Annotated in this window: 11 protein-coding genes; 1 reads left to right on the top strand and 10 read right to left on the bottom strand. The window is 69.6% G+C overall.

From position 1 onward, the window contains the following. Nucleotides 1–18 precede the first annotated feature (18 nt). The 4 genes from D620_RS0102905 to D620_RS0102890 all read right to left on the bottom strand — a co-directional run bounded on the left by D620_RS0102905 (nt 19) and on the right by D620_RS0102890 (nt 8,899). Nucleotides 19–4,263: a translocation/assembly module TamB domain-containing protein gene (locus D620_RS0102905; protein WP_017664289.1), complete on the bottom strand. Its 4,245-nt coding sequence runs from the start codon at nt 4,261–4,263 to the stop codon at nt 19–21. Next, entirely contained in the window at nt 4,263–6,539 is a 2,277-nt protein-coding gene (locus D620_RS0102900; protein ID WP_017664288.1) for an autotransporter assembly complex protein TamA, read from the bottom strand. Before D620_RS0102900 ends, D620_RS0102905 begins: the two co-directional genes overlap by 1 nt. Before the next feature lie 43 nt (nt 6,540–6,582). Continuing rightward, nucleotides 6,583–7,428, bottom strand: a complete 846-nt coding sequence (locus D620_RS0102895; protein ID WP_017664287.1) for an arginyltransferase — start codon at nt 7,426–7,428, stop codon at nt 6,583–6,585. 208 nt (nt 7,429–7,636) lie between these two features. Continuing rightward, nucleotides 7,637–8,899, bottom strand: coding sequence for a threonine ammonia-lyase (locus D620_RS0102890; protein ID WP_017664286.1), 1,263 nt, complete (start codon nt 8,897–8,899; stop codon nt 7,637–7,639). A 148-nt stretch (nt 8,900–9,047) separates the two neighbouring features. Between D620_RS0102890 and D620_RS0102885 the strand changes: the two genes are divergently transcribed. Beyond that, nucleotides 9,048–10,697, top strand: a complete 1,650-nt coding sequence (locus tag D620_RS0102885; protein WP_017664285.1) for an amidohydrolase — start codon at nt 9,048–9,050, stop codon at nt 10,695–10,697. Here the strand turns inward: D620_RS0102885 and tatC are convergent, their stop codons facing one another. From tatC to nagZ, 6 genes are all read right to left on the bottom strand, one after another. After that, complete coding sequence (gene tatC, locus D620_RS0102880) at nt 10,698–11,495, bottom strand: twin-arginine translocase subunit TatC (RefSeq protein WP_017664284.1); 798 nt, start codon at nt 11,493–11,495, stop codon at nt 10,698–10,700. Continuing rightward, nucleotides 11,488–11,895, bottom strand: coding sequence for a Sec-independent protein translocase protein TatB (tatB, locus tag D620_RS14540; protein ID WP_017664283.1), 408 nt, complete (start codon nt 11,893–11,895; stop codon nt 11,488–11,490). Before tatB ends, tatC begins: the two co-directional genes overlap by 8 nt. A 38-nt stretch (nt 11,896–11,933) precedes the next feature. After that, on the bottom strand, nt 11,934–12,170 hold the full coding sequence (locus tag D620_RS0102870; protein WP_017664282.1) for a twin-arginine translocase TatA/TatE family subunit: 237 nt from the start codon (nt 12,168–12,170) through the stop codon (nt 11,934–11,936). Nucleotides 12,171–12,280: 110 nt separating this feature from the next. Then, nucleotides 12,281–12,919 (bottom strand): SMC-Scp complex subunit ScpB, encoded by a 639-nt coding sequence (scpB, locus tag D620_RS0102865; protein WP_017664281.1) that lies wholly within the window; start codon nt 12,917–12,919, stop codon nt 12,281–12,283. Further along, nucleotides 12,916–13,704, bottom strand: coding sequence for a segregation and condensation protein A (locus D620_RS0102860; RefSeq protein WP_017664280.1), 789 nt, complete (start codon nt 13,702–13,704; stop codon nt 12,916–12,918). The genes scpB and D620_RS0102860 overlap by 4 nt, the downstream gene beginning before the upstream one ends. Beyond that, entirely contained in the window at nt 13,701–14,714 is a 1,014-nt protein-coding gene (gene nagZ, locus D620_RS0102855) for a beta-N-acetylhexosaminidase (protein WP_017664279.1), read from the bottom strand. The genes D620_RS0102860 and nagZ overlap by 4 nt, the downstream gene beginning before the upstream one ends. Nucleotides 14,715–14,777: the final 63 nt, after the last annotated feature.

The following is a 14,777-nucleotide window of genomic DNA, read 5'->3' as shown; positions in this document are numbered from 1 at the left end:
TGGCGGGGCCGCACCTCCTCAGTAATCCCTACTCACCTGGACCAGCACCGAATCGCGCCCGATGGTCGAGACCGTGCCCAGCAGCGCCAGCCAGCTGGTGATGCGGTATTCGACCTGGGTCGCGCTGTATCCGCGCCCGTCGGTGACCAGTTCGACATAGATCTGCCGGGTGATGTTCTTGCCGATCGCGATCCCTGTCTGCCGCCCGGTCAGCGGGTCGGCGCTGACGATCCGCAGCTGGTCGAGCCCGATCGTGCGCCGCAGCGAGCCGATCGGGTCGGGCCCCCCGCCCCCGCCCTGTAGTGCGGCCAGCGCTGCGGCGAGCTGGACGGCATCGGTTGCCGAGAGCGAGGTGACCGAACCGCCGAACAGCAGCCGCGCGAGGATTTCCTCCTCGGGAAGCGAGGGATCGCTCGAGAAGGTGATGCTCGGCGAGCGGGCATTGCCGGTGATCGCGATATCGACATTGGTGCCGTTCTTGGCGGTTTCGGCGAGGATGTCGAGCCGCGGGTTGATCGCCTCGCCCACGTCGAACAGGATCCGCCCGCGGTTCAGATCGAAGCGCGTGCCGGCGAAGGTGTAATCGCCGCGCACCAGCCGCGCGGTGCCGCCGATGCGCGGGTCGGCGACGGTGCCGCGCAAGGCAATGTCGATGCCCCATTCGCTCTCCAGTCCCAGCCCCTCGACCGTGACGCGCGCCGGGGCGCTGGCGTTGACGAGGTAGCGCCACGCCGCGTCGCGGCCCGAGCCTTGCGCCCGTGTGCGCCCGTCCTCGCCATTGATCTCGCGCGTGGCGATGCGCGGCAGGGCGCGGTCCTCGGCGGCGTTGCCCGGCGCCCAGCGTGCACGATCGACGCTCACGCGGCCGGCGATGGTGCCGCCCATGCCGTTGGAGACGATCCGCAAGGGGCCGGTGATGGTCGCCTCGAGCCCATTGGCATCAAGCAGCCGCGCGTTCCTCACCGCCGCGCGCAGATCCAGCGTGGGGCCGCGCGCACGGCTCATCTGCGCAAGGTCAACCGTGCCGCTGCCGCTCACCGTGCCCCCGCCGCCGGTCTGCCCGGCAAAGCTCGCCAGTTCGAGCCGCGATCCGGCGAACCGTCCGCGCGCCTTGACGCCGGTGATTCGGGTGCCGGTGAGCGCGCTTTGCACGGTGAGATCGTCGCTGGCGACATTGCCGGTGATGCGCGGATCGGCGAGCGTGCCGGTGGCGCGGGCATCGATCCTGACGGGGCCGGCAAGGTCGAAGGCCTCGACCGCGGCGAGGCGCCAGAGGGTCTCGGCCGCGCCATCGAAGGCGAGCCGTGCACCCAGCCGGCCGCGCATCACCCTCTCGCCCAAGGGGCCATCGGGAGCAAGCCCGAGCACCGCCAGCGAGACGTCGCCGCGCCGCTCCTCGCCCTCGAACAGGCGCGCGGCGGCGGTCAGGCGGTCGGCGCCGAGATCGACGACGGCGAGCACGCCCACGGGCTTGGAGGAGAGCACCAGCCCGGCGCGGCTGAACCGCTCGATCCGCCCGCGCGCCTTCGCGGTCGGGGCGTCGCGGCCCGACTGGCGATAGTCGATGATCCCGGTCAGCCGCCCGCCGAGGCCCAAGTCCGCACCCGCCAGATCGAGCAGCCGCAGCGGCATCTTCGACAATTGCAGATTGAGCGCGGTGGTGCCGCCACCGAAGCTGCCTTGGGCGATTGCAAAGCCCCCGCCGAAGCCGACTTGCGTCGGCGCGAGGCTCCAGCCGCCGCCTGCCTCCTGTGCAGTGAGCACCGCGCGGCGCGGCATGGTGATCCGGGCATTGCCATACTGCCCGCGCGCCGCCGCGGCGATCTGGTCCGGAGCGACATTGGCGTCGAAATTGAGCGCGAAGCGGTCCGCGCGCCGGCCGGAGAGCGTGCCGGTGACCTTGCCCCGCCCGTCCGTGATGGCGGCCCTCGCGGTGAGGTTCGCCAGCGACAGCCCACCATATTCGAAGCCGCTCGCGGTGATGTCGGCATCGAGGCTGGTGCTGCCATCAGCGATGCGGCCCGTGGCATCGATATCGGCGCGGGCGATGGTGATCGGGGTCGCCCCGCCGAAGCTCGCATTGCGGGCCGCCAGATCGACCGCAAAGCCGATCACACCCTTGCCCTGCGGCCGGAAGACGAGCGTCCCGTCAACCCCGCCGCCCGCCAGCCGGAGATCGCCCGAGACGCCCGCGTCGAGCAGCATGACCTCGCCGGTGACGGTGGTGCGGTAGACATCGAGCCGGCCCACCGCGATCCGCGTCGGCGCGTTCTCGGGCAGGAACAGCTCGAGCGCGCCGTCGAATGCACCGAGCAGCGACTGGCCTTCGACATCGAGCCCGAAGCGCTCCTTGCTGAGTGCGAGCGCGATGCGCACGTCCTTGAGCCCAGCTGCGGGGTAGGGATCGGCGAGCACCAGCACCGCGCGCGGGCCATCGGCGGCGATCTCGGCATCGAAGCGGAACGGGCCATATTGTGCCTGCCGTCCTTGCCCTGCGAGCACGGTGCGGGTCACGCCGCCGCCGGTGACGACCTTGCTGTCGAGCCGTGCGGTGAGGCGCGGGGCGGTGATGGCGGTGTTCCTGAAGATGATCGGCTGGCCCGCCCCCATGCCGAGCTCGCCCTTGAAGCGCACCTCATTGCCCGCAAGATTGACGATCGTGGCATTGCCGATGCGGCCGAGGACGCCGGCCAGATTGGCACGCAGGCTCCACGGCACGGCGGGGCCGAACTTGGCGAGGATCTTGGCATTGGCGGTGACCTCGCCCGCGCCCTCGACCCTGAGGCGGCTGGCGGTGACGGGCCCGGCGATGGCATAGGCGCCCGCGGGGATGTCACCTTGCAGGGAAAGCTGCGCGCCGAGCCCGGGGAAGGTGATGTCAGCGCGGTCGGCGGCGAGCGCGCCCTTGGCGAAATCGTAAGTGAGAAGGCCGCTTGCCCGCCCCTTCACCAACCGCGGATCGGCCTGGGCAATACCGGTCGTCACAGCTTGCGCGGTGAGCGCAAGGGGCAGGCTCAGCACCGCTCCATCGAGCCGCGCGCGGCCCGTCTGGGCAAGTCCGGTGGCGGTGACGGATTGCACGGCGAGGCGCCCGACCGCGATCTCGTGCTTGATGCCCAGATCGTCGAAGTCGCCGGTCAGATCGGCCACCAGCGCCGCGCGTTCGAGCCTCAGGTTCGGGCCGAACAGATCGGGATTGCGCAAGCCCAGCCGCACACGCGCGCCGTCCACCACCTTGTCGGCAAGGTCGGCAAGGCCGCTGAGGCGCGCATCGAGCCCGGTGGAAACCGCGGCCGCGCGGCCATCGATCACGCTGCCCGAAAGGGTGAAGCTGGCGGCGAGCGCGGTGGTCTCGCCCAGTGCGCGGGCGGCGATGGTCGCATCGCCCAGCCCTGCGCGCAGCTCGCCCAGCACCCCGTAGCGGCCTGCGTCATTGGTGATGCGCAGCGCCGCGACCGGCCGGTCCGCCGCGCTGCCGATCGCCCGCGCGACCGCCGCGCCGCGCCAGCGCGTCCACGTCCCGTCGCCCGCGATCCGCGCGGCATAGCCTGCCTCAAGCTTCGCCAGCCCCGCCAGCACTCCGCCGGCAGGCGCAAGCGCATCGCCCGAAAGCACGAACCTGTCGCCGTCGGGCTCGGCATCGAGCAGCAGTGCGAAACGGTCCCGCGCGCCCAGCCTCCCGCGCGCGTCGATCAGCGCGCGGCCCTGGCGGATATCGACCTTGGCGGAGAGGTTCGCCCGCTCGTCACGCGGCGTGGCGAGGCCCTTGGCGATGGTCAGGTCCTCGACCACCAGCTTGTCGACCCGGATATCGAAATCGGGGAGCAGCGGCGCATCGGGATCGCCGGGGAGCAGTTCGGGCAGCCGCGTCAGCCGGCCGCGCCTTGCGGTCACCTCGCGGATGTCGAGCCCGCTCCACAGCCAGTTCACAGGCCGCCAGTCGAGCCGCACCTCGGGGATGGTGAGGAAGGCGCCCTTGGGGTCGCTCACCGTCACCTGCCGCAGCACCGCCTGCCCGTAGATATCGCCCTCGATCCGCCCGACGGTGAAGCGCAGGCCCGAAGCGGGGGCGACGGCCGCAATCTGGTCGGCGACGAAGCGCTTGCCGATCGGGGTCGCAAGCAACAGGGCGACGAGCAGCACCGGCGCGAGCAGCAGCCCGAACGCCCAGCCCAGCCACCTGCCCCAGCGCCGGCCCGCCTCCCGGCGCGCGCGCGCCGTCGCGGTGCCCTGCGCCCCGTCCGCCATCAGCCCGTCCGCCATCAGAATGCCTGCCCGAGGCTGACATAGACCACCACCGGGCTATCGAATGCGGTCGGATTGAGCGGGGCGGCGACATCGACGCGGATCGGGCCGAAGGTCGTCTTGTAGCGGATACCGACGCCCGCCCCGAAGCGGATCTCGTCGAAATCGGGGGTCGATCCGCGCGCCACCGATCCGCCGTCGATGAAAGGCACGACCTCGATCGCACCGCCGAGCAGCGGGGTCGGCACGCGCGCCTCGAGCGAGAATTCGACCAGCGAGGTGCCGCCGGTGGGATTGCCGAGCGCATCGCGCGGGCCGACGCCTTGGAAGCCGTAACCGCGCACCGAGGCCCCGCCGCCGCCATACAGCCTGCGTGAGGGCGCGATGTCGTCGACGCTTGCCCCCTGGATGGTCGCCGCGCGCACCCGCCCTGCCAGCACCAGATCTCCCAATGACTGGTAATAGCTCGCATCGCCCTGCGCGCGCAGGTAGAAGCTCTGCATCCCGCTACTGCGCGAGACCTCGGGCGCGAGGAACAGGGTCGCGCGCCAGCCCTCGCTCGGATCGAGCAGGTCGTCGCTTTCATCGAGCGTCACGCTGCCGAACAGCCCGCCGATCAGATAGGCCTGGCGCGGCACCAGCACGCCGGGCGCGGTGTGCGCGTTGCGGTTGCGCTCGTCGGTGTAGATCAGCTCGCCGCCCACCTGCCAGCTGACCGGCTTCTGGAACAGGATGTTGGAAATCTTCTCGAAGGTCGCGCGCACCCCGCCCCCGCGCGAATCCACCGCCTGGGTGGTGATGTCGCTGGCGAAGAGGTCCACGGTCAGCACCTGGTCGCGCCCGAGGAAGTTGTTGCGCCGCACGCCGACACTGCCGAGCATCTCGCGCGTGCCGACGATCCCGCGCAGCCGCAGCGCGCCTTCGGGCGGGAAGAGGTTGCGGTGTTCCCAGCGCCCCTCAAGCTTGAAGCCGTCCTCGGTGCCGTAGCCGATCGCACCCGCGATGGTGCGCAACGGCGCGCGCTCCATCGCCACATCGAGCGCGACCTCGCCCGGCTGGCCATCTGCGGGCGCGCGGGTTTCGCGCGGGGTGATGGTGACGCTCGAGACGAGGCCGGTGGCGATGATCGCGCGCCTGAGGTCGGTCTCGAGGCTTTGCTGGAAGGTGTCGCCCGCATCGAAGCGGGCGATGCGCGCAAGATGCCTGCCCGAAAGGAAGCGCGGATCATTGCTGACCACTTGCCCGAACACATATTTGCCGCCCGGGCGCGCGGTGAGGGTGAGATCGCCGGCGATACGCGCATGATCGATCAGCAGCTGCGGCTCTTCGACCCTGGCGAAAGGATAGCCGCTTTCGCCCAATGCGACGCGCAAGTTCAGCTCGCGCTCGACGATGCGGTCGGCATAGAGCGGGTCGCCGGTCTTGATGCCGAAGGCCTCGATCAGGCGGCTGGCATCGGGTTCGGGGAGCGCCGGGATCTCGCCGAGGTCGATCCGCCCGAAGCTGTAGCGCGGACCCGGCAGGATATCGAAGCGCACGCTGGGTTCGCGGGCGGCGGCCTCGGCATCCTCCTCCCCCGCCGCCTCACCCGCGCGCCGCCCGCCCGAAAGCTGGCGCACCACCTCGCCGCTGTAATAGCCGTAAGTGCGCAGGATATCGCCGAGCAGCTCGGCATCCGCGCGGGCGCGGGCGGCGACCTGGGGGGCGGCCTCCACGCCGTCATCGAGCGCGCGCAAGGTCGACAGGTCGCGGAAGCGATCGACGAATTCATCCTTCTCGGGGAAGGCTTCGGGGTCGGCGGGGAGCGCGAGCACCAATGTGCCGCTGACCCGCGTTTCGGCCAGTTCGGGCGCTGCGGCGAGCACCGGGTCGCTGATGCTGGCGAGCGCTTCAAGCTCGGGATCGGGCGGGAGCGGCTGCGGCTCGGGGATGGCGAGTTCGGCGAGCGCGGATGGGCCTTCGGGAAGCGGGGCGCCGCCCGCGGCGGCATCAGGCTCGGCGAAGGCGGCATCGAAGGCCGGATCGGGCACCTCGGAGAGCGGAACGACCGGCTCGCTCACCGCTGCCCGATCGGCAACCCCGCTGGCCGCCCAGCCCTCCGGATCGGCGAGGGCGGATTCGGGGATCAGATCATCGAGCGAGTCCGGCACGGGTGCGGGGGCCGGCGCGGGCGCGGGCGCAGCGGGCGGCGCGCCGGCATCCGGTTGTTCGCTGCGGCCGGCCTGCGCCGGCCCCTCCTGCTGCACGGCCGCCGCCACCGGCGCGCCGTCCAGCGCCAGCGCGGCGTTACCCAATCCTGCGGCAATGGCGAGACCGAGCGAGAGACGCCTTGCCGTCTCAGGTCGCGGGGAACTTGACAGGCTGGCCATCCTTGCCCCGCGCACCGGCGAGGCTTTCGTCCTGCGGGCGGCGCGGCGCTGTGGCTGCGGCGATCAGGCGATGCTGTTCGCCTTTCTCCATCAGCTGCCAGCCTTCGCGCGTGAGCCTCTCGAGCGGGCGATAGCGGACCTTGTATTGCATGCGCGGCGAGCCTTCGACCCAATATCCCAGATAGACATAGGGCAATGCCTCAGCTGCGGCGCGGCGGATATGATCGAGGATAATAAAGTTGCCCAGCCCCGCGCGTTCGGGGTGATCGGGATCGTAGAAGGAGTAGATCATCGACAGGCCATCGCCCTGCCGGTCGGTCAGGCAGGCGCCGACCAGACGGCCGGGTTTGCCGCCCGGCCCGGGCTCGCGATATTCGGTGACGACGCTGGTGACCGGCGTGTGTTCGATCATGTCGGCATAATCGAGTTCGTCCATCGCCGACATCCCGCCATCGGGGTGGCGCTGGCCAAGATAGCGCGAAAGCAGCTCGAACTGTTCATCGGTCGCCCAGGGGCGACATTCGGTGACGATGAGATCGCTGTTGCGCTTGAGTTCGCGCTTCTGCGTGGCCGAGGGCTTGAACCTGCCCGCCACCACCCGCACCGAAACGCAGGCCTGGCAATCGAGGCAGGACGGGCGATAGGCAACCGTCTGGCTGCGGCGGAAGCCGATCCGGCCCAGGGCCTCGTTCAGCTGGTCGGCATGCGGCCCCTTCAGCTCGGTGAACACCTTGCGTTCGCTGCGGCCCGGCAAATAGGGGCACGGCGCGGGGCTCGTCACGAAGAAGCGGGGGAAGCGGATCGGTGCCGTCACGTGCGGGGCCTGTCCTTCGTGCGATGAATCGCGGGTGGGAAAGTGTTAAGAAAATCTTATGCCCACACCTTCGCTCCGGTAAAAGTCCCTCAACCATGAAAATGTCGCGAAAACGACTTGAGAGCGGGGGCGGCGACGGCAAACCGCGCCCGCAATGGTGCAAACCGGGACAAATGCCCCGATCGCGCTCACCGAATTGTCAGAAAAATCAGCCGAGTTCGACCAGCTGCACCGAATAGCCGTTGGCGCGCAGGCCCTCGACCAGCCGTTCGACCTGCTCGGCATCGCGCGCCTCGCATTCGATATCGGTGATCAGGCCCTTGGCCGGCAGCGTGGTGAAGATGCGCTGGTGATAGATCTCGATGATGTTGACGTTGTGCTCGTCGAACAGGCGCATCACCCGGAACAGCGCGCCGGGGCGGTCCTGCAAGGTGATCCGCAGGCGCGCAAGGCGACCCTGCCGGGCAAGATCGCGCAGCAGCACATTGGCGAGCAGGCGCGTGTCGATATTGCCGCCGCACAGCGCGAGGCCGATGGTTTTGCCCGCGAACCGCGCCGGGTTGCGCAGCACCGCCGCCAGCCCCGCCGCGCCCGCGCCCTCAACCACGGTCTTCTCGATCTGGAGCAACAGCGCGACCGCCTTTTCCAGTGCCGGCTCGTCGACCAGCACGATATCGTCCACCCGCTCCGCGATCACCTTGGAGGTGAAGTCGCCGGGCACCTTGACCGCGATGCCCTCGGCCAGCGTGTCGCCCCCGCAAGGCAGGCTTGCACCCTTGATGCGGTCGAACATGCTCGGGAACAGGCCGGCCTGCACGCCGACCACCTCGATAGCGGGGTTGAGCGCCTTGGCGACCGTCGCCATGCCCGAAATGAGCCCGCCCCCGCCGATCGGGGTGACGATGCAATCGAGATCGGGCTTCACGCTGAGCATTTCCAGCGCCACCGTGCCCGCGCCCGCCGCGACATGCGGATCATCGAAGGGGTGGACGAAGGTCAGGCCCAGTTCGCCCTCGAGCTCCCTCGCGTGGGCATAGGCCTCGTCGAAGGTCTCGCCCTCCAGCACCACCTTGCCGCCGACGCTTTCGGTCTGCATCACCTTCACGGTGGGGGTAGGCTTGGGCATGACGATGGTGACGGGCACGCCCAAGCGGGTGCCGTGATAGCTGAGGCCCTGGCTGTGGTTGCCCGCCGAGGCCGCGATCACGCCGCGGGCGCGCTGTTCTTCGGTCAGCAACAGCAGCGCGTTCAGCGCCCCGCGCTCCTTGTAGGCGGCGGTGAACTGGAGGTTCTCGAATTTCAGCCAGATATCCGCGCCAGTAATCTCCGACAGCGTGATCGAATGCATCATCGGCGTGTTGACCACCGCGCCCGCGATCCGCGCGGCGGCGGCGCGGACATCGTCGAGGGTAAGGTCGGCCGGGGACGCGGCGGCGCCCTTGGGGTTCGATGCGGCAAGCTGTGTCGACATGGTGACGAGGCGATTAGAGCCTCGGGCGCGCAAGGGCAATGTCGCTTGGGGCCTGACGCGCGAAAGGATTTCTGTGCGGGGGTGAAAGTTGGCAAGCCGCGCATAAGCCGATAGGCACCACGGGCCTCAGCCCTGCTCAAGGATTGCCATGCGCCGCGTTTGCCTTCTTGCCACCGTTTTTGCCCTCGTGCTCGCCGCGCCCGCTCTGGCCGATACGCTGGTCGACAATGTCGACGGGGTGACGATCGACGCCGCAGGCAAGGTCAGGCGCTTCTCGGGCCTGGTGTTTGGCGACGACGGGACGATCACGCAGGTGCTCGAGCGCTCCGACAAGCGCCCGCGCACCGATTTCCTCGTCGATGGCGGCGGGCGGGTGATGCTGCCCGGGATGATCGACGCCCATGTCCACGTGATGGGCATCGGGTTCGGCGCGCTCACATTGGACCTGTCGGACACCAATTCGCTCGAGGAGGCGCTCGCCAAGATCAAGGCCTTCGCCGCCGAAAACGAGGGCCGCCCGTGGATCCTTGGACGCGGCTGGAACCAGGAGAAGTGGGGCCTCGGCCGCTTCCCGACGGCGGCCGAGCTCGATGCCGTGGTCAGCGACCGGCCGGTGTGGCTCGAACGGGTCGATGGCCACGCGGCCTGGGGCAACAGCCTCGCGATCAGCACCGCCGGCGTCACCGCGAAGACCGCCGATCCGGCAGGCGGCAGGATCATCCGCGACGCCAGGGGCAATCCGGCGGGGGTCTTCGTCGACAATGCGGCTTTGCTGGTGCAGAAGGAAGTCCCCGCCCCGCGCCCCGAAGACCGCGACCTTGCGCTCGCCAAGGCGCAGGAGGTGCTGCTCGGCTACGGCATCACCGCGGTCGCCGACATGGGGACAAGCCTTGCCGACTGGCACACCTTCCGCCGCGCGGGCGACACCGGGCGCCTCGCGATCCGCATCATGTCCTATGCCGACAGCATCGACACTCTCGAGACCGTCGCCGGGCCCGAGCCGACGGTGTGGCTCTATGATGACCGGCTGCGGATGGGCGGGGTCAAGCTCTATCTCGACGGCGCGCTGGGATCGCGCGGCGCGGTGCTCAAGGCGCCCTATCACGATGATCCTGGCGCCAAGGGCCTGCCGCTGCTCAGCCCTTCGCAGCTCAGGAACCTGATGAGCCGCGCGGCGATGGACAATTTCCAGACCGCCGTTCACGCCATCGGGGATGCTGCCAATGCCGAGGTGCTCTCGGCGATCGGCGAGCTTTCGGAAAGCTACAAGGGAGACCGGCGCTGGCGGATCGAGCATGCGCAGATCGTCGATCCGGCCGATATCGCGCTGCTCGGCCGGCATGGCGCGATCGCCTCGATGCAGCCCTTGCACCAGACCTCCGACCGGCTGATGGCCGAAGCGCGGCTCGGGCCGGAGCGGCTCGCGGGCGCCTATCCGTGGCGGAGCGTGCTGAAAGCCGGCGGGCGCCTGGCCTTCGGTTCGGACGCGCCTGTCGAGCCCGCCGATCCCTGGGCCGGGATGGCCGCCGCGATCAGCCGCACCGATGCCCGGGGCGAGCCCTTCGGCGGGTGGTTCCCGCAGGAGAGCGTGACCCGCGAACAGGCCCTTGCCGGGTTCACTGCGGACGCCGCCTTTGCCGGGTTCGCCGATGGCCGCTTCGGCCGCCTCGTCCCGGGCGAGCGCGCCGATTTCCTGATCGTCGACCGCGACCCGCTGTTCGCCTCGCCCCAGGCGCTGCGCGAGACCAGGGTGCTTCAGGTGTGGATCGCCGGCGTGAAGGTGCGCGAGGCGCAGTAGCTACTCGGCCGCCGCCGCTTCCGCCTCGCGCGCGAGCTTGTCGGCCGCCACCGCCTTTTCCTGCAAGCGCATCAGCACCAGCGAGACCTCGAACAGCACCAGCAGCGGCAGCGCAAGGATGATCTGCGAGCCCGGATCGGGCGGGGTCACGATCGCGGCGATGATGAAGATGCCGACGATCACATAGCGCCGCGCCGCCACCATCTGGTCACGGCTGACGATCCCCGCCCGGTGGAGCAGCAGCAGCAGCACCGGCAGAAGGAAGGTCACCCCGAAGCCGAGGATGAACTGCATCACGAGGTTGAGATACTCGCCCGCGCTCGGCAGCGCCTGGACCTGAAGGCCCCCAGCCTCTCCCCCGAAGCCGAGGAAGAACTTGAAGGCGGTCGGCATGACGATGAAATAGGCGAGCGAGGCGCCGGCACCGAACAGCACGGGCGTTGCGAAGAGGAACGGCAGGAAAGCCTTCTTCTCGCGCGCATAGAGGCCCGGGGCAACAAAGGCCCACAGCTGGTTGGCGATCACCGGAAAGCTTACCATGAAGCCGGCAAACAGCGCGACCTTCAGCTCGACGAAGAACACTTCGGGAAGCTTGGTGAAGATCAGCTGACCCTGTCCCTCGGGGAAGGCCTGCTTCAGCGGCCAGACCAGAATGCCGAGGATTGCGTCGGCGAAATAGAGGCACACCGCAAAGCCCGCTCCCAGCGCCAGCAGCGCGCGCACGATGCGGGTGCGCAGCTCGATCAGGTGGTCGAGCAGCGGCGCACGGGTCTCGTCGAGGTCATCGATCTTAAACATCGGCGCTCGTGCCCTTGGTGGACGCGTCGGGAGCGGCGGGCGCTTCAGGCTGCGGCGGTGTGGCGGCAGTCTCGGGCAGCGGCGGCGGGGGGGTATCCACCAGCGACTTGTCCAGCGGAGGCGGGCCGGTCATCACCGGCGCGCCCGCTTCGGCTTCGGTCAGCGCGGCGGAGCGGCGCATGATTTCCTCGTTCTGCGCCTTCCACTTCTTCTCCATTTCCTCCAGCTCGGCCTCGCGCACCATGGCGTCGATCCCGCTGCGGAAATGGGCCGAGATGCGGCGCATCTTGCCGATCCAGCGGCCTGCGGTGCGCATGGCGAGCGGCAGGTCCTTGGGCCCGATCACCACCACGGCGACGATCAGGATGACCAGCAGCTCTCCGGCGCCGACATCGAACATGGAAGGGTGCCTGCGCTGCGGTCAGGGAAAGGTGCGGATCAGGCGCCGGTGCCGTCGGTCTTGTCGAGGCTCGGCGCGGGGGTTTCGGCCGGCGCTGCGGGCGGCTCGATGCGGGCGGCCTTGGCGGCGGTTTCCTCGGTCTCGCTGAGGCCCTTCTTGAAGCTCGCGATGCCCTTGCCGAAATCGCCCATCATCTCGGAGATGCGGCCGCGCCCGAACAGGACCAGCACGATCAGCAAGACGATGATCCAGTGCCACAGCGAACCAATACCCATTATCTCAACTCCTGAACAGCGGCGGGATGCGAGGAAGCTGCGCCGCAAGACCGGGCCCGGCCCGGCGTCTGATGAGGGCCCATTTAGGCCCCTTCCGCGCGAATTGCGAGTCAGTCCGCCAGATTCTCGTCGTCATCGGGATCGGGTGTGTCGTCCTGCGCCTCATCCGCTTCGTCGGGCTCGAACCGCATTGCCGCCTCCATCGCCTCGTCGACCGGATCGAGCAGCCCTGCGGCGCGCAATTCGTCGATGCCGGGCAAGTCGCGGCGGCTGGCGAGTCCGAAATGATCGAGGAAATCGGGGGTGGTGGCGTAGACCACCGGACGCCCCGGCACCTCGCGGCGGCCAGCGGGCTTCACCCAGCCTGCCTCCATCAGCACATCGAGCGTCCCCGCACTGGTCTGCACGCCCCTGATGGATTCGATCTCGGCGCGGCTGACCGGCTCGTGATAGGCGATGATCGCGAGCACTTCGGTCGCGGCGCGGCTGAGACGGCGGACCTGCTCCTTCTCGCGCCTCAGGAGATGCGCCAGATCGGGCGCGGTCTCGAAATGCCAACGCCCGCCGCGCTCCACGAGGTGAACGCCGCGGCTGCGGTAACGTGCTTCGAGCAAGCCCAGCGCCTCGCGAATTTCGCCCGGCGCGAGGCCGCCGAGATGGGCGCAAAGCGCCTCGACACCCATCGGCGTCTCGGCCGCGAACAGCGTGGCCTCGACCGCGCGTTCAAGCGTGCCGGGCTCGTCACTCATGCGCCCGCCGCGTCCCTCAGCCGGCGGATGCGCAAGGGGGCAAAGGCGCCGTCCTGTTCGATCTCGGCCCGCCCGCGCTTGGTGAGTTCGAGCGCGGCGACGAAGCTTGACGCCAGCGCCGAGCGCTTCAATGCGGGCGAGGCATGGGGCGGCAGGAAGTCGCGGATCTCCATCCACTCGAGCGTCACGCCGAGCATCGAGGACACCCGCTCCAGCGCCGAATCGAGGGTCATCACCGGGCGGTTCGCCACATGGTAGATGCGCGGGGCGGTGCGCGCCTTGACCTGCCCGTAGGCCTGGATGACGCTGAACAGGTCCGAACGCCAGACGGTCTTGCGGTCGGTGCGCAGGCCCTCCGGCGCGCCCCGCAGGAACACGTCGCGCCCGATCCGGTCGCGGCCCATCAGCCGTCCGGCCGCCTCGCGCATCGCGCCGAGGCGCTGGAGGCGGAGCTGGAGGCGCAGCGCGAGTTCTTCGGGCGAGGGGTCCTCCTGCTCGGCCTTGGGCAGCAGCATCGCCGATTTGAGGTAGGCGAGCCACGCGGCCATCACCAGGTAATCGGCGGCAAGTTCGAGCTTCAGCGCGCCTGCGCGCTCGATATAGGTGAGGTATTGGTCGACCAGCGCGAGGATCGAGATCTGGCGCAGGTCCACCTTCTGCCGCCGCGCCAGATCGAGCAGCAGGTCGAGTGGGCCTTCCCAGCCGTCAAGCGCGAGATAGAGCGCGTCCGCGTCCTGCCGTCCGGCTTCGGGCGCGAGCATGAAGGGCTGATCGGACGCGTTCATGCGGCAAGCGCCAGCAGCGCGTCGCGCTTGGCGAGAAGTTCGGCCGCCTGCGGAGCGATGGCCTCGGCGACGCGGGTGCCCGCGAGCGCGCGGTCCAGCCTTGCGGCGGTCGCTTCGGACATGGCGGGCAGGACCTCGCAGATGCCGACCATGTCGTCCATCTTCGCCCAGCAATTGAGGATGATGTCGCAGCCTGCCGCATGGGCGCGCGCGGCGCGCTCGGGGATCGCGCCGCCCAAGGCCTCCATGTCGATATCGTCGGTGAGCAGCAGGCCATCAAAGCCTATCGCTCCGCGGATCACGTCGCGGATCACGGTTTCGGACAGGGTCGCGGGGTTCTCGGCATCCCAGGCGGTGAAGACGAGGTGCCCGGTCATCCCGATCGGGGCGTAATTCAAGGTGCGGAACGGAGCGAGGTCATCCTCCAGCTCCGCCGCCGAGGCAGTGACGGTGGGCAGCGCCTTGTGGGTGTCGACATCGGTGCGTCCGTGGCCCGGCATGTGCTTGACGCAGCCCGCCACCCCGCCGGCGGCCAGTCCTTCGAGCACCGCCCGGCCCAGCGCTGCCACCTGCATCGGGTCGCTGCCGAAGGCGCGGTCGCCGATCACGTCGTGCGCGCCGGGGACCCTGAGATCGAGCGGGGGGTGGTAATCGACGGTGATCCCCATCGCCGAGAGTTCGAGCGCCATCGCAGTCGCGTTCGCGCGGGCCGCCTCGATCGCGCTGGCGGGCGCAATGGCGTAGAGCGCCTCGAACGCCGCGCCTGCCGGATAGCCCGCCCAGTGCGGCGGGCGCAGGCGGGCGACGCGGCCGCCTTCCTGGTCGATCGAGACCAGCAGGCGGTCGCGGCCGTGGATGCTGCGCAGATCATCGGTGAGCGCGCGCAGCTGCCCCGGGTCCAGGCAGTTGCGCCCGAACAGGATGTAGCCCGCCGGATCGCACTCGCGGAAGAAGGCGCGCTCGTCCGCGGAGAGCTCGGGGCCCGAAATGCCGAAGATCGCCGGAATCATGCCGCTAACGTCGCACCGCGCGAAAGGGGTAGCAAGGCCGGGAGGGGCCGCCGCCGGGGGAAA

The sequence above is a fragment of the Porphyrobacter sp. AAP82 genome (assembly GCF_000331285.1).
Lineage (GTDB): Bacteria > Pseudomonadota > Alphaproteobacteria > Sphingomonadales > Sphingomonadaceae > Erythrobacter.
Note: the sequence above shows the minus strand (reverse complement) of the source record. Positions and strands in the feature narration are given on the sequence as shown.